The 21135-nt window shown below is 61.0% G+C and carries 18 protein-coding genes; 6 read left to right on the top strand and 12 right to left on the bottom strand.

Going from position 1 to position 21135, the window contains the following annotated elements; translation table 11 throughout:
- Positions 1 to 59 precede the first annotated feature (59 nt).
- The 3 genes from DXC18_RS04800 to DXC18_RS04790 all read right to left on the bottom strand — a co-directional run bounded on the left by DXC18_RS04800 (position 60) and on the right by DXC18_RS04790 (position 4670).
- The gene (locus DXC18_RS04800; RefSeq protein ID WP_117716487.1) at positions 60 to 2741 is read right to left on the bottom strand and encodes an RNA helicase; all 2682 of its coding nucleotides are present in this window, start codon (positions 2739 to 2741) and stop codon (positions 60 to 62) included.
- A gap of 98 nt (positions 2742 to 2839) precedes the next feature.
- On the bottom strand, positions 2840 to 3679 hold the full coding sequence (locus DXC18_RS04795; protein WP_117716486.1) for a tRNA (guanosine(46)-N(7))-methyltransferase TrmB: 840 nt from the start codon (positions 3677 to 3679) through the stop codon (positions 2840 to 2842).
- A 118-nt stretch (positions 3680 to 3797) separates the two neighbouring features.
- Entirely contained in the window at positions 3798 to 4670 is an 873-nt protein-coding gene (locus tag DXC18_RS04790) for a hypothetical protein (RefSeq protein ID WP_117716485.1), read from the bottom strand.
- 267 nt (positions 4671 to 4937) lie between these two features.
- On the opposite strand from DXC18_RS04790, the gene DXC18_RS04785 reads away from it, so the two are divergent.
- From DXC18_RS04785 to DXC18_RS04770, 4 genes are all read left to right on the top strand, one after another.
- On the top strand, positions 4938 to 5654 hold the full coding sequence (locus tag DXC18_RS04785) for a helix-turn-helix domain-containing protein (protein WP_117716484.1): 717 nt from the start codon (positions 4938 to 4940) through the stop codon (positions 5652 to 5654).
- Positions 5654 to 6550, top strand: coding sequence for a DUF4097 family beta strand repeat-containing protein (locus DXC18_RS04780; protein ID WP_158551968.1), 897 nt, complete (start codon positions 5654 to 5656; stop codon positions 6548 to 6550). The genes DXC18_RS04785 and DXC18_RS04780 overlap by 1 nt, the downstream gene beginning before the upstream one ends.
- A gap of 98 nt (positions 6551 to 6648) precedes the next feature.
- On the top strand, positions 6649 to 8556 hold the full coding sequence (locus DXC18_RS04775; RefSeq protein WP_117716482.1) for an elongator complex protein 3: 1908 nt from the start codon (positions 6649 to 6651) through the stop codon (positions 8554 to 8556).
- Positions 8557 to 9435, top strand: a complete 879-nt coding sequence (locus tag DXC18_RS04770) for a spermidine synthase (RefSeq protein WP_117716481.1) — start codon at positions 8557 to 8559, stop codon at positions 9433 to 9435.
- Between the two features lie 26 nt (positions 9436 to 9461).
- Here DXC18_RS04770 and DXC18_RS04765 read toward each other — a convergent pair whose 3' ends face one another.
- The 5 genes from DXC18_RS04765 to DXC18_RS04745 all read right to left on the bottom strand — a co-directional run bounded on the left by DXC18_RS04765 (position 9462) and on the right by DXC18_RS04745 (position 17086).
- On the bottom strand, positions 9462 to 11906 hold the full coding sequence (locus tag DXC18_RS04765) for a DEAD/DEAH box helicase (protein ID WP_117716480.1): 2445 nt from the start codon (positions 11904 to 11906) through the stop codon (positions 9462 to 9464).
- Positions 11907 to 12022: 116 nt separating this feature from the next.
- The gene (locus tag DXC18_RS04760) at positions 12023 to 13327 is read right to left on the bottom strand and encodes an ATP-binding protein (protein WP_117716479.1); all 1305 of its coding nucleotides are present in this window, start codon (positions 13325 to 13327) and stop codon (positions 12023 to 12025) included.
- A complete protein-coding gene (locus DXC18_RS04755) occupies positions 13320 to 15080 on the bottom strand; it encodes a TerB N-terminal domain-containing protein (RefSeq protein ID WP_233509007.1) in 1761 nt (586 codons plus the stop codon). Before DXC18_RS04755 ends, DXC18_RS04760 begins: the two co-directional genes overlap by 8 nt.
- An 88-nt stretch (positions 15081 to 15168) precedes the next feature.
- Positions 15169 to 15885, bottom strand: a complete 717-nt coding sequence (locus DXC18_RS04750) for a DUF554 domain-containing protein (protein WP_199412205.1) — start codon at positions 15883 to 15885, stop codon at positions 15169 to 15171.
- 118 nt (positions 15886 to 16003) lie between these two features.
- A complete protein-coding gene (locus DXC18_RS04745) occupies positions 16004 to 17086 on the bottom strand; it encodes a hypothetical protein (RefSeq protein WP_199412204.1) in 1083 nt (360 codons plus the stop codon).
- Positions 17087 to 17138: 52 nt separating this feature from the next.
- On the opposite strand from DXC18_RS04745, the gene DXC18_RS10565 reads away from it, so the two are divergent.
- Positions 17139 to 17471 (top strand): hypothetical protein, encoded by a 333-nt coding sequence (locus DXC18_RS10565; RefSeq protein ID WP_199412203.1) that lies wholly within the window; start codon positions 17139 to 17141, stop codon positions 17469 to 17471.
- Here the strand turns inward: DXC18_RS10565 and DXC18_RS04740 are convergent.
- The 4 genes from DXC18_RS04740 to DXC18_RS04725 form a co-directional block, all read right to left on the bottom strand.
- A complete protein-coding gene (locus DXC18_RS04740) occupies positions 17455 to 17712 on the bottom strand; it encodes a hypothetical protein (protein WP_117716477.1) in 258 nt (85 codons plus the stop codon). The genes DXC18_RS10565 and DXC18_RS04740 overlap by 17 nt on opposite strands.
- On the bottom strand, positions 17696 to 18295 hold the full coding sequence (locus tag DXC18_RS04735; RefSeq protein WP_055250664.1) for a hypothetical protein: 600 nt from the start codon (positions 18293 to 18295) through the stop codon (positions 17696 to 17698). Before DXC18_RS04735 ends, DXC18_RS04740 begins: the two co-directional genes overlap by 17 nt.
- A gap of 88 nt (positions 18296 to 18383) precedes the next feature.
- Positions 18384 to 18893 (bottom strand): hypothetical protein, encoded by a 510-nt coding sequence (locus tag DXC18_RS04730; RefSeq protein ID WP_117716476.1) that lies wholly within the window; start codon positions 18891 to 18893, stop codon positions 18384 to 18386.
- Entirely contained in the window at positions 18890 to 19186 is a 297-nt protein-coding gene (locus tag DXC18_RS04725) for a hypothetical protein (RefSeq protein WP_055250660.1), read from the bottom strand. The genes DXC18_RS04730 and DXC18_RS04725 overlap by 4 nt, the downstream gene beginning before the upstream one ends.
- A 345-nt stretch (positions 19187 to 19531) precedes the next feature.
- Between DXC18_RS04725 and DXC18_RS04720 the strand changes: the two genes are divergently transcribed.
- Positions 19532 to 21133: an FAD-binding oxidoreductase gene (locus DXC18_RS04720; protein ID WP_117716475.1), complete on the top strand. Its 1602-nt coding sequence runs from the start codon at positions 19532 to 19534 to the stop codon at positions 21131 to 21133.
- Positions 21134 to 21135 lie beyond the last annotated feature (2 nt).

Genomic DNA, 21135 nt, shown 5'->3' with positions numbered 1-21135 from the left:
AAGCGGGGCCGCTGGCGATATTGCCAACGGCCCCGCTTGTTTCGCTCCAGTATGTTCGGCTAGTCCTCGAGCAGGTCCTCGATAAAGCCGACGCGGTAGTTTTTGAAGATGACCTCGCCGCCGTCTTGCGTGGCGTCCAGATCGACATCGCCCATGATGCCAAAGTCGTGGTCGCCATCCTCGTCGGCAAAGATCTGGTGCACGTGCCATACGTGCGCGGTCTTCTCGTCGGACTCATCGATGGAAAACATCGCGGCGCTGCGGGCATCTCCGTCGGTGAGGATTTCCTCGTGCTGCTCGTGGTAAGCGTCGAGTGCTTTTTGCCAGCGGATCTCGCTCATGCCCCAGTCGTCGTCGAGCTCGCCCAGGTCGCGAACGTGCTCGCGGGCGGCAAGGGTCACGCGGCGGAAGAGCGCGTTGCGCACCAACAGCGTGCAGCCGCGGCGGTCCGCCACGACCTCGTCGATGCCCTGCGGCGGCGTGGTGTCGAGGGCTGCCGGGTTGCCAGCGTTCTCCCACTCGTCCACCAGGCTCGAGTCGACCGAGCGCACCACAAAGCCCAGCCACGAGATAATGTCGCGCAGGCGCTCGTCGCGCTTCTCGATGGGTACGGTGCGGTCGAGCGAACGGTAGGCCTCTGCCAGGTAGCGCAGCAAAATACCCTCGGAGCGGGCGATGCCGAGCTTTTGAATGTAGCCCTTAAAATCGCTCGCGCTTTCCAGCATATCGCGCAGAACGCTCTTGGGAGAGAGCTGATAGTCGTTTGCCCAGGGTACTTCCTGGCAGTACTTGTCAAAAGCGGCGTCGAGCAAATTCTCGAGCGGCTTTTCGTACGTGACGTCTTGAATGCGCTCCAGACGCTCCTCATATTCGATGCCGTCGGCCTTCATCTCGGCCATAGCGCGATCGCGTGCTGCGCGCTCCTGTGCGCGCAGCACCTGCTTGGGATCCTCGAGCGTTGCCTCGACCATTGAGATTAAGTCCATGGTATAGGTCTCGCTCTCGGGATCGAGCAGCTCCAACGCGGCAAGCAAGAACGGCGAGAGCGGCTGATCGAGCGCGAAGTCCTCGGGCAGATCGACCGTCAGCGCATAGTCGATGTCTGGTGCGGCGTCAGCCGGGGCATCGGGTGCGGGCGGCACCTCGGCGCGCACGACGACGCCGGAATCGATGAGCGTGGCGAAGATTTCGTCGGCGCGAACCTCGAGCTTGGCCTTTTCCTCGGGCGTTTGCAGGCTTGTCTCGATGAGGTCGTGCACGCGGGCTCGCGCATCGCCGCCCTGCTCGACCACGCTAATCACCATGGAGTGCGTGATGCGCAGGCGCGGCTTGAGCGTTTCTGGCTGCGTCTCGATCAGGCGCTCAAAGGTCTGCTTATTCCAGGTGACAAAGCCCTCGGGTGCCTTCTTCTTTTTAATCTTACGGAGTTTTTTGGGGTCGTCGCCCGCTTTGGCCATAAGCTTGGCATTCTCGATCTCGTGCTCGGGTGCCTCGGCAATCACCATGCCCTCGGTATCGAAGCCCGAGCGGCCGGCGCGACCGGCAATCTGATGAAACTCGCGGGCGCGCAGACGACGCATCTTGTAGCCGTCGAACTTGGTGAGCGCGGTGAGTACCACGGTGTGGATGGGTACGTTGATGCCGACGCCGAGCGTATCGGTGCCGCAGATGACGGGCAACAGGCCCTGTTGTGCCAAGCGCTCGACCAGCAGACGATAGCGCGGCAACATGCCAGCATGGTGCACGCCGACGCCGCATCCGAGCAAGCGCTTAAGAATCTTGCCAAAGGCCGTGGAGAAGCTCGTGCCCTTTGCCGCCTCTTTGATGGCTTCGCGCTGCTCCTTGCTGGCGATGCCAAAATTGGCGAGCGACTGTGCCGTCGCAAGGGCGGCATCCTGGCTAAAGTGCACGATATAGAGCGGGGCCTCGCCGCGGCGCATGGCGAGCTCGACCGTGCCCTCGAGGGAGGTCGTCACATAGTCGTAGCTCAGCGGAACAGGACGCGGGGCGTCGACAACCAAGTCGCAAGCAGCGCCGGTGTGTTCCTCGAGCGAGGCGGCGATGGCGGTGACATCACCGAGCGTGGCGCTCATGAGCATAAACTGCGTGTGGGGCAGGGTGAGCAGCGGTACCTGCCAGGCCCAGCCGCGGTCGGGGTCGGCAAAGTAGTGGAACTCGTCCATGGCAACGCAGCCCACGTCGGCGTCCTCGCCCTCGCGCAGTGCATCGTTGGCGAGGATTTCGGCCGTGCAGCAGATGACGGGCGCCTTGGTATTGATATGCGTGTCGCCGGTGATCATGCCGACGTTATCGCGGCCGAGCACCTGCACCAGGTCGAAGAACTTCTCGCTGACCAGAGCCTTGATAGGAGCCGTGTAATAGCAGCGCTTGCCCTGTGCCATGCCCATAAAGAGCATGCCCAGCGCGACGAGCGATTTGCCCGATCCGGTCGGTGTGCCCAAAATGACGTGATCGCCGGCGGCCAGGTCCATGAGGGCCTCTTCTTGGTGATCCCACAGCTCAATGCCGCGATCGCTCGTCCATTCAAAGAAGCGCTCGAATGCCTGATCGGGCGTGAGCCATGGTTCGGGCTCACTGCCGTCCTCGGGCTCCCACCAGGTGGGGGAGAGCGCGCCGAGCGAGCCGAACTCGGCTTCGGTTCCCGTGCCGCCCGAGAATGAGCTGGCGGCGCCGGCGCCGGAGACGGTGCTGGCGGCGGTATCTGTCGTGGTCTGTGCCATTTGGTTGCTTTCTCTCGCGTTTGTCCGCCATCCATTATGGCGTAGCGGCGACGCGGGGTGCCAGCGCGCGAGAAAATGCAGGAAATGGGCGCGTGAAGTTAGTGCTCCTGCGGCAGGCGCTTCTTGCCTTTGCGGGCACGGTTTTTAAAGTTCTCGACGGCCTCTTCCATGCCGAGAGGCACGTAGGTGAGCTCATCGAGGTTATCGGGCAGGTAGCAGGCAAGGCTTTGCTCCTGTGCTCGGCCTGCCGCGAGTTGCTCTTCGGTAGGCTTCTCGCCGGGTGTGGCGCAAATGCCATAGACGGCGGCACCCATCTCGCGCGTGCGGCATTCATATTCGGTCTCGGGGTGCTCGGGATGGTCGCGGCGGACGTCGTCACTAACCCAAAGCGTGTCGTAGCCGGCCGCGGCAAACTGCCCCAGGGCGTAGTCGCGCAATGGCTTGCTATCGGTTCGCAGCGTGACGGTAGCGCCGGCTGCAAAGAGCGAGCGGTAGAGCATCAGATGGTCGACATGGACGAGTCGTTTTTTGGCGTACTTGGCCTTGGGCTGCGGCGTGGGAAAGTTGATGGTGATGGCATCGAGCTCGCCTACGGCAAACAGCTGCGGCAGCGATGCGGCACCTCGGGGCAGGACGAGTGCGTTGGACAGCTCCTGCTCGCAGATTTTCTGCGCGGCATAGGCGATGCAGATGGGCTCCTGGTCCATACCGATAAAGAGCGTGTTTGGCTCGTGGGCCGCGCGCTCTACAAGGTACGTTCCCTTGCCGCAGCCCAGATCCAGGTGAAGGTGCTCGAAGGGCTTGCCGCCTGCGGGCGCACAGGCCTCGCGCCAATCTCCGGCATAAGCCTCGGGGTTCGTCTCAATCGCATCGGCGTAGCGCTCCAGGCGCTCCTCGAGCACAAAGTTCTTAGGCGTGCGAACGTGGACGGCTCCCATGAGGCTCCTTGGTCATAAGTATGGAACGCATGGCTGCGCGTTCCGTCAATGGGTTGAAAAAGAGTGGGCATAGTTTGCCCGAAAGACGCGGTGCGGCTCGGCGGCGAGTCGTCGGTGCCTACAGGCGCTTGAGAATCACATAGCGGTTGAGCTCTCCGCTGCGACCGTCGGCATGGAAACGCTCAAGCTCGCGCACGGGGACCTCGCCGCTCTTGTAGAACGTACGGACGCCGCGCACCAGGTCGGTGATCTGCTGATCGTCAAAGTGATGGCAATAGCGGTAGGCGTGGCGGTCGTTTTGCCAGCCAATGAGGTGGTCGCCGGCTTCAAACTGCGCTGAATCGTATCCCCCAAACGGCGGGGTGAGCTCGGCGCGGGCTTCGGCTCGAACGGCCTTGCGCGCCATGCGCTCGTCGTTCATAAACTCCCAAAAGCTGATGGCGATGATGCCGCCTGGGCGCGTCTGGCGCACCAGGGCGTCGAGCACGCGTACACGGTACTCGCACGACGGCACATGGTGCATAAAGCCAAAGCAGACCGAGATGTCGGCGAGCGGGGCGTCGAAAAGCACATCGGGTGTCTCGGCGGGATTGAGCTTCATGAGGGCGTCGAGCACATCGAGTTCCTGGAAGTGCAGGTTGGGAATGCGCAGGGCGTGACCGCGTGCATCGATGGCCAGGTCTTGGCACGAGTCGACGCCATAGAACTCAAACGGGCAGCTGGCATCTGCCGAGGGGTTTGCGCCGTCGACGCCCTTGGCGGCAAGTGCGCCGCCGGCGGCAAAGTTTTCGAATCGCATATTGCCGCAGGCGAGATCGAAGACGCGGACGGGATGCTCGATCGTGGCGACGTCGAGCTGTTCGAGCGCGATGTCCATGGTGCGCACCCAGCCGGGCCACGGGGCCTGGCGCGTATCGGAAAAGGAGGCGGAGTGCTCGCGATAGAACGTGTTGTTGAGCTGGATGAGCGATGAGGCGAAATCGCGGTTCACGGCGCGGAACTCCCTCCGTTGGCGGTGCGGTATAAACAGTATGACCATACTACCGTTAACGCCGCAACGGGGACAACTGAGCTAGGCCCCATTGCTTTGTTTGGACACATTTCCGCAGCTCATATGCACCCGCAACCGCCGGTTGTCAAAAATCTCACTAGAATAGGTGGCATGCTTTTGGCGGTGGCGGATAGATTTTTAACTGTGCAAGGCGCCTTAAGAACAAAAACGGTCCGGCGGCACGGCTGGCATCACATAGGAGGAACCATGAATGTAGAAACTGCGCAGCGGCTCGCCGACCTTCGTCGCAGCAAGGGCTTTAGCCAAGAAGGGTTGGCGCGAAAGTTAGGGCTGTCGCGCCAGGCGGTCAGTAAATGGGAGCGCGCGGAGAGCTCGCCCGATACCGAGAACCTGATCTCGCTCGCCAAGCTCTATGGCGTGAGCCTGGACGAGCTGCTCAATCCGAGCGATGAGATCGAGGACGATATCGAGTTTGAGAACGAGGACCGCGCCCGTCAGCGCGAGGCCGAGGCAGCAGAGCGCGCTCGCACCCATGAGGCGGCGGCGCGCGCTACCGAGGCGGCAACACAGGCGAGTGACGCCGCCGCCAAGGCGGCGCAAGCGGCAAGCTGGAGTGCACAGGCCGCCAATGCCGCTACGGCGCAGGCGACGAGTGGCGGCGCAGTTGGCTCGACTCCGGTGAAGGGTCCGTTCCAGTCGTTCCCGTATTGGGCCGTGTGCTGGCTGCTGTTCTTTTTGCTGATGTTCCCGTTTGGTGCCGGCCCCTTTGCCGCACTGATCTTCTTTACGATTCCCATCTATCACTGGGTGGCGCGTGCGCTCGATGGTGATTGGGCGCGCGGGGATATTCAGGTTGGTTCGGCACCGGTGACATCTAGGGCTCAGAATGTTTCCGCTTCGGTTGATGCTGGCGTGGCTACCGCGACTACCGCTGACCCGATCGCCAAAGAGGGTGATGAATGATGAAGCTTTCGCATGAATCCAAGGTACGCTTGGGTGTTGGAATCGGAGCGTTTGTGCTCATCATCGGGCTTGTATTTGGTGCCTCGCGGCTATTGGCTCATTCCGATATGGTGCGTACGACCGGTATTCTATCTGGCCATTTGTCTGATTTTGACGATATGTTTGACGACGATGATCTCTTGGATAGCGGTAAATATTCCGCTCAGCCTCAGCAACTTTCGAGTGCGACCTTTGATGCCGATGAGTTCCGCTACCTCGATTTCGATATCGATGCGGCTACGGTGGACGTCAAGGTTGTTGATGGCAACAAGGCTCGCGTTATCGAGCGGGGACGCGTTGCCAATGGTATGGATGCCTCCAAGGCCGCGACGCAGAACATCGCATCCGTCGAGGACTCGACGCTCAAGGTTTCTCAGTTTGGAAGTGATGACGGTAAGGCAATTGACCGCTCGGTTACGGTTGAGCTGCCGCGCCGTGTTGCCGAACATCTGAAGGGAGTCAACGCGCACGTGGGCTCGGGTGATCTGCAGATTGCCGGTGTCACCTGTGATGGTTTCGACCTTTTCCTGGGTGCGGGAGATGTAGAGTTTGCGGGCAGCGTGACTGATGCGCTTAGTGCAGAGGTCGGGTCGGGCGATGTAACGTTCGAGCTCTACCAGGCCCCCGCGAAGTCGATGGACGTGAGTGTGGGCTCGGGCGATGTGGAGATGACGGTTCCGAACTCTACGGGCTTTAAGGCGAGCCTCACCTTGGGCAGCGGCGACTTCGAGAGCGATTTCCTTCCGCTTGACTACGACGGCGAGACCATTTTGAATCCTGAATTCGATAATGGCGATAAGTCCGCCACGTATCGTTTTGAGGTTGGTTCGGGCGACATGTCATTTGATTCAGAGTGACGGGCGGTTATCGAAGACTTATAAACCATAGCTGCGCTGTTTGATGGAGGCGCCGGAGCCGTGACGGGCTCCGGCGCCTTTGCCTTTACAATGGGGGCATGGAACAGATTATCTTGAACATACTCGAGGCTCTGCGTCGCGGCGAGACCGTGAACGACAAAGCGCTCGTCAAATTGATACATGCCGAGGCGCGCCGTGAGGGTGCCGACAAACGCGATTTGGCCAAGCGCCGTTTGCTGCCGTTCTACCAGCGGGTTAAACGTGAGGAGCCGGCTCGTTGGGCTGGGTGGAATGTCGATGCCGAGCTGGAACGTCGACTGCTGCAGGTGCTGCGTATGAAGCCTCGTCGCACGGCCTCGGGCGTGGCGACCATTACCGTCATCACCAAGCCCTGGCCGTGCTCGGGCGATTGCCTGTTTTGCCCCAACGATCTGCGCATGCCTAAAAGCTATCTGCATGCCGAGCCGGCGTGCGCCCGTGCGGAGCAAAACTGCTTCGACCCGTATCTGCAGGTGAGCGCTCGTCTGACCGCGCTTTCGCAGATGGGGCATGCGACCGACAAAATAGAGCTCATCGTGCTCGGTGGCACCTGGAGCGACTATCCGCAAGGGTACCAGACATGGTTTATGTCGGAGCTCTTTCGTGCACTCAATGATGATGCGGTGGCGGGCGTGGCGGCCAACCCCATGTTGGCGCGTCCGGGCATCAGCCGTGCCGAGGCAGGGCGCCTGCTCGATGACGCTCCCGCCGATGCCCTGCCGCCGGTGGTAACAGAGCGCCGCGAGCGCTATCGGGCTGCTGGCATTGCGACAGACGAGGCTGAGCTTGCTGCCGGCGTTGCCGACGAGCAGGGGCGTGTGGATGCTGTCGTTGGTGGCTATAACCGCGCAGTGCGTCGTCTGTACGGCCCCGGTACGCCGTGGGGCGAGGTTGCCGAGTGGCAGACGACAACGATGGAGGAGCTTGAGCGCCAGCAGCGCATCAACGAGACGGCGAAGCATCGCGTGGTGGGACTCGTTATCGAGACGCGCCCCGATGCCGTAACGCCGAAGGCCCTCACGCTCATTCGCTGCCTGGGTTGCACCAAGATCCAGATGGGCATCCAGAGCCTCGACCAGCACCTGCTCGATATCAACGAGCGTCGCATTTCGGTGGCGCAGATTGAGCGGGCGTTTTCGCTTGCGCGTCTGTTTGGCTTTAAGATCCATGCGCACTTTATGCTCAATTTGCTGGGTGCTACGCCCAAGGGGGACAAGCTCGACTACGAGTGCTTTATGACCGAGGGGGCCTTTATGCCCGACGAGGTCAAGGTCTACCCGTGTGCGCTCATCGAGGGCTCGCGTCTGGTGGGCCGCTACGAGCGCGGCGAGTGGCGCCCCTATACCGAGGAAGAGCTGCTCGATGTGTTGGCCGACGACATCGTGGTGACGCCGGCGTTCTGCCGCATTAGTCGCATGATCCGCGACTTTAGTTCCGACGACATTATGGTGGGCAACAAGAAGCCCAACCTGCGCCAGCTCGTTGAGAATCGCCTGGCTGCTCGGGGTGATGGTGCGACGGTGCGTGAGATTCGCTATCGCGAGATCAGCACGGCGGGTGCCGATCTGGACGAGTTGACCCTTGACGAGGAAGTGGCGTACGAGACGCCGGTGACGCGCGAGCGCTTTTTGCAGTGGGTGACGCCGCAGGGCAAGATCGCGGGCTTTTTGCGCCTGTCGCTTCCCGATCGCGCCTTTGTCACCACGCATGCGGACGAGTTGCCGACGACGCCGGACGAGGCGATGATTCGCGAGGTGCACGTGTATGGCATGGCGGCGCGCGTGGGCGACCAGGGACAGGCGGCGCAGCATCACGGGTTGGGGCGTTTGCTCGTAGAGCGTGCGTGCGAGATTGCCCGGGATGCGGGTTATGCGCGTATCAACGTGATTAGCGCGATTGGCACACGCGAGTACTATCGCCATCTTGGATTTTATGACCATGGCCTTTATCTGCAAAAGGAGCTCTAAATGAACAAGCCGAGTGTTTCTGCCGGCGTCGTTGCCGGCGTTGCCCTGGGAGCTGCGGCGCTGGGTGCGGCCGCCGTTGCTGTTCGCGCTGCCTGCCTGCAGGTCGCGCGAACCCGCAACGGGTTGGCACGTGTGAAACGCGTGCACGACGAGGGCGGTGACGAGGTCCGTGTGCTCGTGCAAGGTGGCGTCTACCAAAGCGCGAGTTACGTTGGCGAGCGCTGGGCGGAGCCCGTCTTTGCGTACTATCGTGCGTTCGACGATGTGTTTGAGGCCGAGGACGCAATGCGTGATGCTTACGGTCATGGTATCGACCGTATGCTCATGCTGGGCGGCGGTGGGTTTGCCTATCCCAAGTTCGCGTTGATGTCGCACGAGAGCTTGCGCATGGACGTCATTGAGTATGACGGAGAGATTACGCGCCTGGCGCGCCACTGGTTCTACCTGGACGAGCTGGAGCGCGCGGTGGGCGACCGCTTGCGGGTGATTACCGCCGAGGCGCGTTCGTACCTGGGCGTGACGAGCGTGGGACATCGTCGCTACGACGTTATCGTGAGCGATTGCTTTGGCGGTGCCGAGCCCGTACGCGAGCTGGCGACGGTTGAGGCGTTGCGTTTGGTGCGAGGCAGCCTGAACCACGGGGGTATCTACGTTGCCAATATCGTGAGCGCAAACGAGGGGAGCGATGTGACGTTCCTGCGCGATTGCGCTGCCACGGCACTCGAGGTATTCGCCCACGCCTGGGTGGTCCCATGCGGCGATACAGAGTTCGGCGGCGAGGAAAACTACCTGCTCATCGCCAGCGACGGCGACTACGTCTTTGCCGAAGCCGTGCCCTTCGACGCTGACTTCCTCGGCACCGTTCTTCACGACAAGTAAGTCTCCCCGTCCCAAAAAGACTGGTTTTAGACGTGGTCGCGCCAGCTGCGGACGCGCTGCTTCATACCCTCGACGTCGAGCACACCTTCGGCAAAGCCCTTGCGCACGAGCTCTTCGGGAACAAACTCGTCGTAGCGGTCAAAGTAAGGCACCTCGCCAGGATAGACGAGCTCGATGGGATCGAAGTCCTTTTCGGCCTCGGCGGCGAGCACCTCAAAGAACGTCTCCTCGTCGGCCTTCATCTTAAACTGCATAAAGTACGGGCGTGACGGGTCGAGTCCGCGAAGGCCCAGCTCAGCGGCACATTTAATCTTGAGCATGCGCTCGAGCGCCAAAAAGGCGTAGCTGCCCAGCCAGGGGAAGAGCACCCAGGTATCGCCGCCCAGGTTGATGAGTGGCTTGGTCCCTGCGCCCGAAATCTCGGCCGCATGGCGAGCCTGTGCAAGACGTGCCCGTGCGTTGCCCATGAGATACGGATATGCCGCATGCTCGTTGAGCGTCTTGCGCATGCGTTCGAGTACGTGTGTATTGATGTCACCGGGGCAGTCGCCAAAGTAGGCCGGCACACGGCCCTTGACCTGCGTGGCAAAGACGGTATGACGCTTCCAGTCCACTTCCTCGACAATCCAGCAATGGCCTGCGATGGCGATGCGCTCACCGGGCGGTGGGGGATTGACGATCGTGCCCAACTCGGCCGACTCGCTGCGAACAGTGAACTCCTCGTTTTCCTGGAACACGGCATAGAACTTAAAGTTGTTAATGATGCGCTCGCCCGCGAGGCCCACAATGAGCCCACCGCCCTCGGTGACCTGGATGTGGTCGATCTTGATGAGGTGGCGCAGCAGTACGCGATAGTCATCGGCCGAGACGCGGTGGAAATAGCTGAGCGTGAGCACGCGCTGGGCAAGTTCGGCAGGCGTGAGTTCGCCGGTGCTGGCGAGGGTCGACATGGTCTGGTGATAGAGCAGGCTGTAGGGGAGTCGATCGAGCTCGGGCGGCTCGACCCACTTTTCCTCGCGATAGAGTTGTACGAGCGCGATGCCCTGGAGGAGCTTCCAAGGTATCGTTTCAGGCATCATCGTGCGCGGCTCGGGCTCTTCCTCGCGCATGACAAACCACATCTCGGGCGGAAGATCGCGGCGTCCCGTGCGCCCCATGCGCTGCAAAAAGGAGCTGACGGTAAACGGTGCATCGATCTGGAACGCGCGCTCCAGGCGACCGATATCAATGCCGAGCTCCAGCGTGGAGGTGGTGACGGTTGTCTGTGCCTGTTCCTCGTCGCGCATGAGCTCTTCTGCCGTCTCGCGTAGCGATGCCGAGAGGTTGCCGTGATGGATAAGGAAGCGGTCGGGCTCGTGCCGGCTCTCGCAGTAGCTGCGCAGCATGGAGCACACGGCCTCTGCCTCCTCGCGCGAGTTGGCAAAGACCAGGCACTTACGGCCGCGCGTATGTTCAAAGATATAGCCCATACCGGGGTCGGCGTTGTCGGGCGCCGTGTCGGTGGGGTTGAGAAGCGCCTGCTCGGTCGCTCGTGGGATGTCGACTTCGCCCTCGGGGGCCGAGGAAGTTTGGCGGTCCTTGGGAGCGGCCTTGCCCCGTGCCCGCTCACGACGTTGACGGCGCTCCTCTTGTGTGAGCTGTCCGCTGTGACGCATGTCTTGGGCGCCGGCGGGCAGTGCCGCGGATGCCGCCGCCTCGATACGCTCGCACGCAAGCACTTCGGCCTCTTGAGGACCCGTGCTCTCGAATCCCCGCTGCTGTGCCTGGGGACCCGAGTTGTAGAAGTGCTCCATGGAGATGCGCCACACGCGGCGCGGTTCTTCAAAGCGGGGGATAACACAGTCGCGCCCCGTTCCCTGTGAGAGAAAAGCGCCCGTGCGCTCGGGGTCGCCGATGGTGGCAGAAAGGCCGATGCGTCGAGGCTGCACGCCGGCCATGCGCGAGAGCCGCTCGATAAGGCAGAGCGTCTGCCCGCCACGGTCGCCGCGCATGAGCGAATGGACCTCGTCGATGACCACGTAGCGCAGGTCGCAAAACATGCGCGGGATCGCCATGTGCTTATGGATTAAGAGCGCTTCGAGTGACTCGGGCGTAATCTGCAAGATGCCGCTCGGTTTTTTGATGAGCTTAGCCTTGTGCGACTGCGAGACATCGCCATGCCAGTGCCAGACAGGGATATCGGCCTCTTCGCAGAGGTCGTTGAGACGGACGAACTGATCATTGATGAGCGCCTTGAGGGGGCCGATGTAGAGGGCGCCCACGCTTGCGGGCGGGTTCTCCCAAAACTCGGTCAGGATGGGAAAGAAGGCTGCCTCGGTTTTGCCGGAAGCCGTGGATGCCGTCAGGAGCACATTATCTTGCGTGTTAAAGATGGCATCTGCTGCCGCAACCTGGATAGAGCGCAAGCTCTCCCAATCGTGGGAGTAGATGAAGTCTTGGATAAACGGGGCATATCGGTCAAAAGCGTTCACGGGGCCTCCCCTCAAATACGAACCTCTTAACGCAGCGAGCAGTGGTTCGCTACATTACTGTCTCAACGTTTGTGCAGATAAAACCTGCCAAAATAAACCTGTCCCTTTTTGGCAGGTTAGATAGTGAATTCGGCGAAGTTGCGGTCGCCGCCTGCGGTGCCGGTGTCGCCTGTTGCGGCTGCCGGCGCCAGCGCGTCGCCGCCGACGCTTTGCAGCAACTCGGCCACATTTGCATCGGGGTTCTGACACAGGATATCGAGCAGCTCGATAAAGTCGCGGATGACCTCACGCGGCGTCAAGTGCGTATCGGCTCCCACGCGGCCAAACTCAATCTTGAGGAAGTCCACCAAGTCGTTTTCGGTAAGCGAGGGCGTCCAGCCAAAGTAGCCGGCATGGATCTGCATGAGTTTTTCGATGAGCACCAGCAGCTCCTCATAGGTGAGTGGCTGCAGGCGGATGATGGGCGCGAGCATGTCCTTAAGGTCTTCGCGCGCAAAGCGGCCCTGAGCGAGTCGGCTGCGCAGGGCCTCGTAGGAGAACACGCCGCGGCGGCGGTCTTCGATGGAGGTTGGCGTGCCGCCCATGATCATGCCCAGGTACTGCGCCTTGCCCTGGAGCGTGTCGTTGTACATGGTCAGGATCTTCTCGTAGTTGTATTGGCGTGTGATGGCGTTGGGAATCTTATACAGATTCACGAGCTCGTCGATGAGCACCAGCATGCCCTTGTAGCCGCTGCAGACCAAAAAGCGCGCAATGAGCTTAACGTAGTCGTACCAGTCGTCATCGCTGATGATGGTCGAGGAGCCCAGCTCGGCGCGTGCCTCACTCTTGGTGCGGTACTCGCCGCGAATCCATTTGGTCACGCGGCTCATAGCTTCTTCGTCGCCCTCCGAGACGGCCGTGCGATAACGGCGGAGCATGCGGGCGAAGTCAAAGCCGTGGACCATTTCCTCGAGCGGGGCCAGTTGGGCATTGACGGCAGACTCGTCGGCATCGGCACACGAGGCGACCCAGCGATCCAGGATAAGGTTAAGCGCACCGCCCTCGGGGCGCGTCTTGGTCGATATGTTGCGGATGAGCTCGCGGTAGGTGGCAAGGCCCTGTCCCTGGCCGCCCTGCAGGCGGCGCTCAGGGGACAGGTCGGCATCGGCCACGACGAATCCCTCGCCCATGGCGTGCGTGCGGATGGTCTGGAGCAAAAAGCTCTTGCCGGCTCCGTAGCGACCGACCAGAAAGCGGAAGCTCGCGCCGCCGTCGGCGATGAGGCTCAGGTCGGTGAGTATGGCGCGGATCTCGATCTCGCGCCCTACGGTGATGTAGGGAAGGCCGATGCGCGGGACAACGCCGCCCTTGAGCGAGTTGAGAATGACGGCGGCGACGCGCTTGGGCACACGGGGTGCTGCGGATGCGGTATCACTCATGGTCTAGGTATCCTCTCACGTCTGCTTCGTAGTCCTCGATAATGTGCGGTCCTGCCGCGCCAAATTCAATTACGGTGTCGCCCACCAGGTCAAAGAGCGCCTCGTTGATGCTATCGACGAGCATGTCCTCGCTCTGGCCCGAGTGCGCCACTGCCGATGTCGCTTGCGCTGCGTTTTGCTCGAGGAGCGCGCGAAGGAAAGCGTTTGCGGCGGGCGCTAGTTCGGTCGCGGCGTCAGTGGGCGCGGGCGTTACGGGTGCGGGCACAGACACGAGGAGCGGTGCCACGACGCCAAACTCTTCGGTGGAGACAGTCGGCTCGTCGGGTTCGTCTTGCCGTATGGTCATCTCGCCAGGTTCGGCAGTCATGCCGGGCGCAGACTCAGTGTTCGGTTGCTCGATAATTGTCGCCTCGGCTTCCACAGACACATCGTTCTCGCGCTCCTCATCAATCAAAAGCGCTTCACGCGTTTGCGCGGCGACGCTCCGAATGTGCCCCAGCTGGCTCAGGTCGATATCGATCTTGACGGGTTGGTGCGCGGCGTCCCACGAAAGCCATGCCACGATCTCGTCATCGATGATCTTGGCTAGATATTTGGGGACCTTCTCCTCCTTTAGGGGGTGGGTGGGGTCTAGGGCCAGGCGCAGGCGTTGGTCGCAGGCGCGCATCATCTCACCAAGCTTGCTGCTCTTTTGCCTGCTGCCGTGAATTCGCATGCATTCCCAAAAGCCATTTTGGCAACGGTAAATATGGATGGGGTCCAGACGGTATTCGCAATCCTCGTGGCGATTAGGCGCAAAGAACACGGCCGAGGCAAACATGGTGTAGGGCATGGTCGTCTCCTCCCCAAACAAGCTCGCTACGATGCCGGTCTTTCGGTGTGTGTCATAGTAGCGCGCCATACGGACATATACGGCGCATGCCACGTGGCGTAGGTCGCGATGGTGGCCGCGATCGAGTCTTGAGTTATTGAGGTTGTACGTGGAGAGGGCATTGATGGCGGCCATGAGTCGCTCCTCGCCCGCCTCGTCGGGCGGAAGGGGGAGCGTAGGCTCGGAGGTCTTGCGGCGCTTGGGGGCCAAGTCCGACGGCGTCGGTGTAGGCGCAAGGTCTCGAGCCGCGCGCCGCAGCTCGATAAGGGCGTTATCGAACATGACGGTTTTAGAGTCGCGAAGCAGCTTGGGGTCGAGCCCGTGGAATACGGCGTAATCTTGCAGCCACACGCGTGCAAACCGGTCGATGCCGGGCTCGAAGGCACGGTAGGCATCCCAAAAGGCCTTGATCTTGCTAAAGCCATCGAGCGGGTCATCAACGCCAATGCCGCAGATCAGCTCATAGAGATACAGGAAGGCAAAGGACGTAGACGTTTCCTCGACGGTTCCGCGTCGCACTTGGGCGCGCCAAGTAAAATAGCCGCGCAGCTGCCGATCGCTCATGGCGTTGTAGGTGGGAAAGTACGACTTGAATGTACCGTTGTAGGGGCAGTCGTCTTCAAAGTCGGCCATCAACAGGCCTTGGCGGTAGAAAAGCTCGGCTTCCGAAAGCCAGCGACCCGCGCCGCCTTTGGGGTCTTCTTGCCAACGCGATATCTCGCGCATCTTGCGGTACTGGTCGGGGAGGAAGTTCTGCATTTGACGACCGGTTTTGAGAATCGGCTCGTCAGCATAGACTTCGTTTGAGAAGCGAGCAGACTGATGGGTCCGGGCCTCGGCCATAATGCGCTCGATGAGCATCTTGATGTCCTGGTCGGCCACCGTCTCTCCTCTCCTAACGCAGCTTCGGTGACCTCATATCATAGCACAGCATCAAACAGGTGTTCGAGATACCGCTACGTAGATAGATTTAGAACAGGAGGGCGTAGATGACGGCTATGACAACGGAGGGGAGCATATTGGCCGTGCGGAAGGTCTGAGGACGGATCAGGTTGACGCCGACGCAGAAGATGAGCATAGAGCCCACGAGCGATAGGCTGTCGAGGGCGGCGGCGGTCATGATGGGGGAGAGCGCGCTGGCAAACAGCGTAATCGTTCCCTGGAATACGGCAACGGGAAGGGCGGAGAAGATGCAGCCGCGGCCGAGTGAGGCCGTCATGGTGCAGACGATGATGCAGTCTAGCGCACCCTTGAGGGCGAGTGTGGACCAGTCGCCGAGCAGACCGTCTTGGATTGATCCCACGATAGCCATGGCACCGATGCAGACGGTCAGCGATGTCGAGACAAAGGCATTGGTGAACTCGTTGTCTCCCTCGCTGCCGGTTTTGCGCTTGAGCCATTCGCCCAGGTTTTCGATGCCGGCTTCCAGGTTTATGGCCTCGCCGATGAGCGAGCCGAGGGCAAACGAGACGATGAGCATGGTGGTGCCGGTGGTCGCCAGCGCTTTCCCGTCAATGACGAGCATCTTTTGCATGGTGCCACCCAGTCCGATAAACAAAACGCACAGCCCCGACGCCTTCATGAGCGTGTCTTGGATGCGGGGTGTGATAAAGCGTCCGCCTATAAGGCCCAGCAGTCCGCCCGCAATCAAAAGTGCGACGTTGATGACCGTTCCCAAACCCGGCATGAACCCTCCCATATTGATGCCAACCTGGCAATCGTAGCAGAACGGGCTGCAGGGTGCGTCATGTCTCATCCTATACGTTATATAAATGGTATTAATGACGGCATTTGGTACCCAAGCCTCAGCCTCCCATCACGACATAGGGGCTGTAATCGAAGCACAGCGTCATGAGTCGCTGCGGGCGCTCAATGGCCGCGGCGATGATATCGGCATCTCGAGCTCGGTCAAATCCCTCGAGCTCAATTTGATACGAGACGTCTTCCATTTTATGGAGTATCCGGTTATTCAGGAGGTTCTCACCGTCGAATTCCTCGGTTTTGCCTCCGTCTGAGGTTACGGCATACAGGCGCAGTTTTGCGGTGGTCGCAGGGTCGACGACCGTGAGGTTGTCGATTTGGTTGGCCGTGCCCTTTGCCCCAAGCAAGGTGAGCAGGGTAGGGGCTACGACCTCGCCCGATGGCAGAAAAACAACTTCGACGGTTTTAGGGAATGCGATAATGGCTGCTTTGCGGACGGGCTTATCGGTGGTGACCCCAACGCTCGCGGCGTCGACGGTTTCCGTGCGGTCGAGCGCGACCATCATGCAACAATTGCCCTCGTCGATGTCCGTCGGTATGGGATACCCCAAGTTTTCGCCAGCTTGCGTGCCGTCGGCATCGGCGGCTGTTTCGCTTGGCTCGCTGAAAGTGGCTGAAGGACCGCTCGATGGCGGTGTTATGTCGCCTGGTGTGCCATTGTCCCCAGGCGCTATTTCACCGCTGTTCTCGCTGGAGTCGCTTGCGATGTCACCTGTCGAGGGGGCGAGTCCGACCGCTCCTACTCCGCTCCATTCCATCTCTAGGAGCGCCGGATCGACAAGGACGTGATGCACATCTTGCGTTTGGGTGCTGATATCGACGGGACCGGGATCTGCCCCTCGCGTCAGGCTGAGCGATCCGGTCCGCTGTTTGCCCCGAATCTCCTGGCTTTCTGTGCCGCTCGCGTAGAACATCAGAGCGATCTCGCCATTTGCCGTGGCGTCGGTGCCCGCCTTGGTCATTTTCAGCGATGCGGTGAATGAGATAGCGGGCTGCGTGCTATCGGCGCTCGAGGGGACGCAGCCCAGGCATACACCCCCTCCGTCTTCGAAAAACGTGCTGTCGAAGGCGACTGTTGCCCCGTCCGCCGAGTCATCGGACAGGGTGATGTCGAGGCGCAGCTCCACGTCGCAGGAATCGCCATCGGCATCAGTTGCAGCTGCGCGCCATGTGCAGATAATGCATCCCGTTAGGGGGCCGTCCGCTGTGCTCGAGCGCTCGGTATCCACGACCATCGAGCTGTTCGTGCAGCGACGGAGGCACCCCGAGGCCGAAATGCTTGCCTGCGCAAGCGAGAAGCGTTGGCGCGCGATGGTGCTCATCTGGTTTGTGGCGAGACAGTTGACGGCAGGTAAGGGGACGTCCACGGCGGGTGTCGCTAGAGCGGCGACGGGCATGCCGGTGGCAAGCGCACTGCAGAGCGCGGCAACGGGCAAAAGGTTCTTTGATGCCATGGGTTCTCCTTACCTGTTCTGGACGGTCTCGATTTTCGCGGCTACTGGCTGCGTTTGATATGCAGGCCAAGGCCGATGGCCCCCGTGCCCGCCGCAGCGATTCCTGCTGCCAAGAGCTGTCGCGTGTCACCCGTTTGCGCCAGGGGTTCATGTTGAGCGCTGCGTTCGAGCTCCGATAGGTCGACGGTCACCTGTGTGGCAGCTTGTGCCTGCTCTTGTTGGGCAAAGGCGGCGACTGGGGCGAACGCTACAACGCCGATGACGGCGGCGAGGGCAATCGCCTTAGGCCGTGTGCGCACCGGGCTCGACCGTCCACGTAATGCTTGCGACCTGGTCGCCCTCGCCAGTCACATGGAAGATGTCTCGCGTGACGCGGGCGACATTGCCGCTTGTCTTGAGCTTAATCTTGTCCGTACCATCGGCGATGCCCTGGTAGCCCATGTCGAAGGATGCATTTTTGGAAAGGTCGAGGCCCGCTTCCTGCGTCGCGGCGTGGGCGTCTTGGAGTGCCTTGTCTGGGCCGACCTTAAAATCGATGGAGTTCTGGGCGGTCCCCGTCTTGGCGTCGGCGACGATGCTCCAGGACTTCTGGGCGGCAATCTTCATGTTGGTAACGTGGATGCCATAGGCCGAAAGATTGTCGATGGTGGTTGTATTCTCGGAAGGGCCCTGGAGCGTGCCGTCTGCCTTAGCGACGAACGGAATGACGGTCGGGGCTTTGAACTTGATGTTGTCGATTTCGGTCCTGATGGTCACGTTGGTGGTTCCAGTGCGTCCCTCCGCCAGGGCGGTGGTCGGCGCGGCACCCATTGAGAGTGCAAGCATCAGCCCCGCGCCCACGACGAGCACCCTGGCCCCATTCAAGTTCCTGGTGATGTCCATAATCGTTCCTTTCTATTCGTCACGGACCGTTTCCGTGAGGGTTAGACGAAAGCGGTGTGGGTGCGCGTTTTCGCAACAGGCGGCAGATCTAGTCTTCGGCCTGCGCAACTCGCACCTTGACGCGCGTGGGATTGCCATGGGCGTCGTAGGTCTTGGCGTCGAGCGCCTGGATCTCGATATACGCCTCGCCTTCTTTGATGTCGCCTGCAGGGCAGGTCTCGACGGTCTTGCCGGTCTCGACCACGCCCGATTCATAGATGGTCTCGTCGTTTTGGATCACGCGGAAACGCTGGGGAAACTTGTTATCCTGGACGTTTTGCACGTTGACGCGCAGCTTGCCGCCTTTTTGTAGCTGGGCGACCGGTGCGACCGAGATCGTCATCATGTTGTCGCGGACGATGGCATCGAGCTCGTCCTGGATTTCCTGGCGCGACTTACCCTCCGCCGCTGTGACCGAGGCACCTGTCTCGGCGACAGGCTTTGACTGCCAGGCGTAAAGGCCGACGGCGATAAGGGCGCAGGCGATGGCCAGGCAGACAACGCCGAGCCTTTTTCGATGTTTCGACCCTAGGGGGCTCGACTGCTTCCTTACGCTCATGCGGCATCCTTAGTGGTATAGACGCGCGCGAACGTGGACGGATCGGCGCCAAAGAGCATGTGGAGCATGAGGCGTCGCGAGTAGATGAGCTCGTCGAAGTTTGGGTCGAGTTTGATGTCGTGGATGTGGGCGATGTGGTGGGCGAGTGCCGAAAACGATTCGGGATCGCAAATCACGTCGGTGGTGACGTGATAGACAGCCGCATCGGGAAACGCTTCCTCGTCGAAGGGCAGAAGATATGGGTCATCGTCAACTTCGATGGCGATGCCGTACTGGGGCCAGTAATATGCCATGGGAACCTCCCTGCTTTTGGACCAAACCTTCTATTGGCTTTGGCTGTCGATGCCGACCGTATCAGCCACAACTTGACCAATTTCTGACCAAATGCTTGACGGGTTTACATCGTCGCAGGTGAGAGACGCTAAAAAATATCTCAAGTTTTTTCGAGCGCCAATTGTGCGCGTGGCTGCGATGGGAAGGAGCGCGTTAAATAGAGCGCCTGCCGAGAAAACGCCGCCGCTCGCCGAATTGCGCAAACGTAAAATTCGCCAATTATGGAGACGGTCTCAGTCACGTCGACGAAACGATGCGGTAACATCTCCCTGCAAACACTGTAGTTAACTAAAGGGGGAGTTCGCGTGTCTGCAGCCATCAAACCCTTCGGCGACGAGTTCGAAGAATATGGTCGCGATGAATCTCGCACATCGGGCGAGGCGTCGAGCATCTCGTTTCCGACAACGGAGGACGAGGTCCGCGCCATTCTGCGGAAGCTCCATGCCGAGCATGTCCCGATAACGGTCCAGGGTGCTCGAACCGGTCTTGCCGCCGGCGCCGTGCCCCACGGCGGCCATATTCTCAATACTTCTCGTATGAATCGCTACCTGGGTCTTCGCCGCGACGAGCAGGGCCGTTTTCTGCTGCGCGTGGAACCGGGCGTCGTGCTCTCGGAGCTGCGCAAGCAGCTGGGTAAGAAGGCATTGCCGACCGCTGGCTGGGATCAGGCATCGCTTGAGGCCTATGAGGAGTTCCAGGCAGCTCCTGAGCAGTTCTTTCCCACCGATCCCACCGAGGCATCTGCCTGCCTGGGTGGCATGGCGGCATGCAATGCCTCCGGTGCCCGCAGTTACGCCTATGGCCCCATGCGCCCGCACGTTACGGGGCTTCACGTGGCACTGGCGGATGGCGATCTGCTTGAGCTCCATCGAGGTCAGGCGCACGCTGACGCACGCCACTTGTCGCTCGTGACAGCGGAGGGCCGCGCGCTCGAGCTGGATCTTCCCGGCTATACCATGCCCAAGACCAAAAACGCCTCGGGTTATTTCGTTTCGGACGATATGGACGCCATCGACCTCTTTATCGGTGCGTGTGGCACGCTCGGCGTCATTACCGAGCTCGAGATCGCCCTGCAGGCGGCGCCTTCGGTCGTATGGGGCGTAAGCTGTTTCTTCGACAGCGAAGACAAGGCGGTGTCCTTTACCGATTCCGTGCGCCCCGTGCTGTCCCATGCCGCCGCTATTGAGTATTTCGATGCCGGCGCCTTGGATATCCTTCGTCGCCAGCGCGAGCAGTCGACCGCGTTTGCCTCGCTGCCGGCGCTCGACAAAGACGCCAGGGTCTGTGTCTACGTGGAACTCGACTGCGACGATGAGGTTCAGGCGACTGAGGAGCTGTACCACTTGGGGTGGGTTTTGGAGCTCGCGGGCGGCCGCGACGATGCGACATGGGTCGCGCGCACCGAGGTTGATCGCGAGTGCCAGCGGTTCTTCCGCCATGCGGTCCCCGAGAGCGTCAACATGCTTATCGACGAGCGTCGCCGCACCGACCCCAGCATTACCAAGCTGGGGTCGGATATGTCGGTGCCCAACGCGCGCCTGGCCGATGTCGTTGCTCTCTATCGCCGCACGCTGGCTGAAAGTGGGCTTGAGTCTGCCGCCTGGGGACATATCGGCAACAACCATCTGCATGTGAATATTCTGCCGCGCGATGCGCAGGACTACCGCCGCGGTGGCGAGCTGTTTTCCCGGTGGGCTGCCGAGGTGACGGCTATGGGCGGCGCCGTCTCTGCTGAGCACGGCGTCGGCAAGATCAAAGCGGGCTTTTTGGAGACGATGTACGGCCACGAGGCCATGGTCGAATCGGCGCGGCTCAAGTTCCAGCTCGATCCTGCCGGGCAGCTGGGACGCGGTAACCTGTTTTCGGAGAAGCTCTTAGATGAGCTCGTCCAGAAAGGGGACGCGTGAAG

This window comes from Collinsella sp. OM08-14AT, assembly GCF_003438115.1.
GTDB lineage: Bacteria > Actinomycetota > Coriobacteriia > Coriobacteriales > Coriobacteriaceae > Collinsella.
This window is presented reverse-complemented; position numbering and strand designations above follow the sequence as displayed.

Coding starts and splice junctions, on each gene's coding strand:
- DXC18_RS04775 (WP_117716482.1), top strand. CDS start 6,649: ATGGAACAGATTATCTTGAACATACTCGAGGCTCTGCGTCGCGGCGAG.
- DXC18_RS04760 (WP_117716479.1), bottom strand. CDS start 13,327: ATGAGTGATACCGCATCCGCAGCACCCCGTGTGCCCAAGCGCGTCGCC.
- DXC18_RS04795 (WP_117716486.1), bottom strand. CDS start 3,679: ATGGGAGCCGTCCACGTTCGCACGCCTAAGAACTTTGTGCTCGAGGAG.
- DXC18_RS04725 (WP_055250660.1), bottom strand. CDS start 19,186: ATGGCATATTACTGGCCCCAGTACGGCATCGCCATCGAAGTTGACGAT.
- DXC18_RS04735 (WP_055250664.1), bottom strand. CDS start 18,295: ATGGACATCACCAGGAACTTGAATGGGGCCAGGGTGCTCGTCGTGGGC.
- DXC18_RS04730 (WP_117716476.1), bottom strand. CDS start 18,893: ATGAGCGTAAGGAAGCAGTCGAGCCCCCTAGGGTCGAAACATCGAAAA.
- DXC18_RS04800 (WP_117716487.1), bottom strand. CDS start 2,741: ATGGCACAGACCACGACAGATACCGCCGCCAGCACCGTCTCCGGCGCC.
- DXC18_RS10565 (WP_199412203.1), top strand. CDS start 17,139: ATGCATCCCGTTAGGGGGCCGTCCGCTGTGCTCGAGCGCTCGGTATCC.
- DXC18_RS04770 (WP_117716481.1), top strand. CDS start 8,557: ATGAACAAGCCGAGTGTTTCTGCCGGCGTCGTTGCCGGCGTTGCCCTG.
- DXC18_RS04780 (WP_158551968.1), top strand. CDS start 5,654: ATGAAGCTTTCGCATGAATCCAAGGTACGCTTGGGTGTTGGAATCGGA.
- DXC18_RS04785 (WP_117716484.1), top strand. CDS start 4,938: ATGAATGTAGAAACTGCGCAGCGGCTCGCCGACCTTCGTCGCAGCAAG.
- DXC18_RS04750 (WP_199412205.1), bottom strand. CDS start 15,885: ATGCCGGGTTTGGGAACGGTCATCAACGTCGCACTTTTGATTGCGGGC.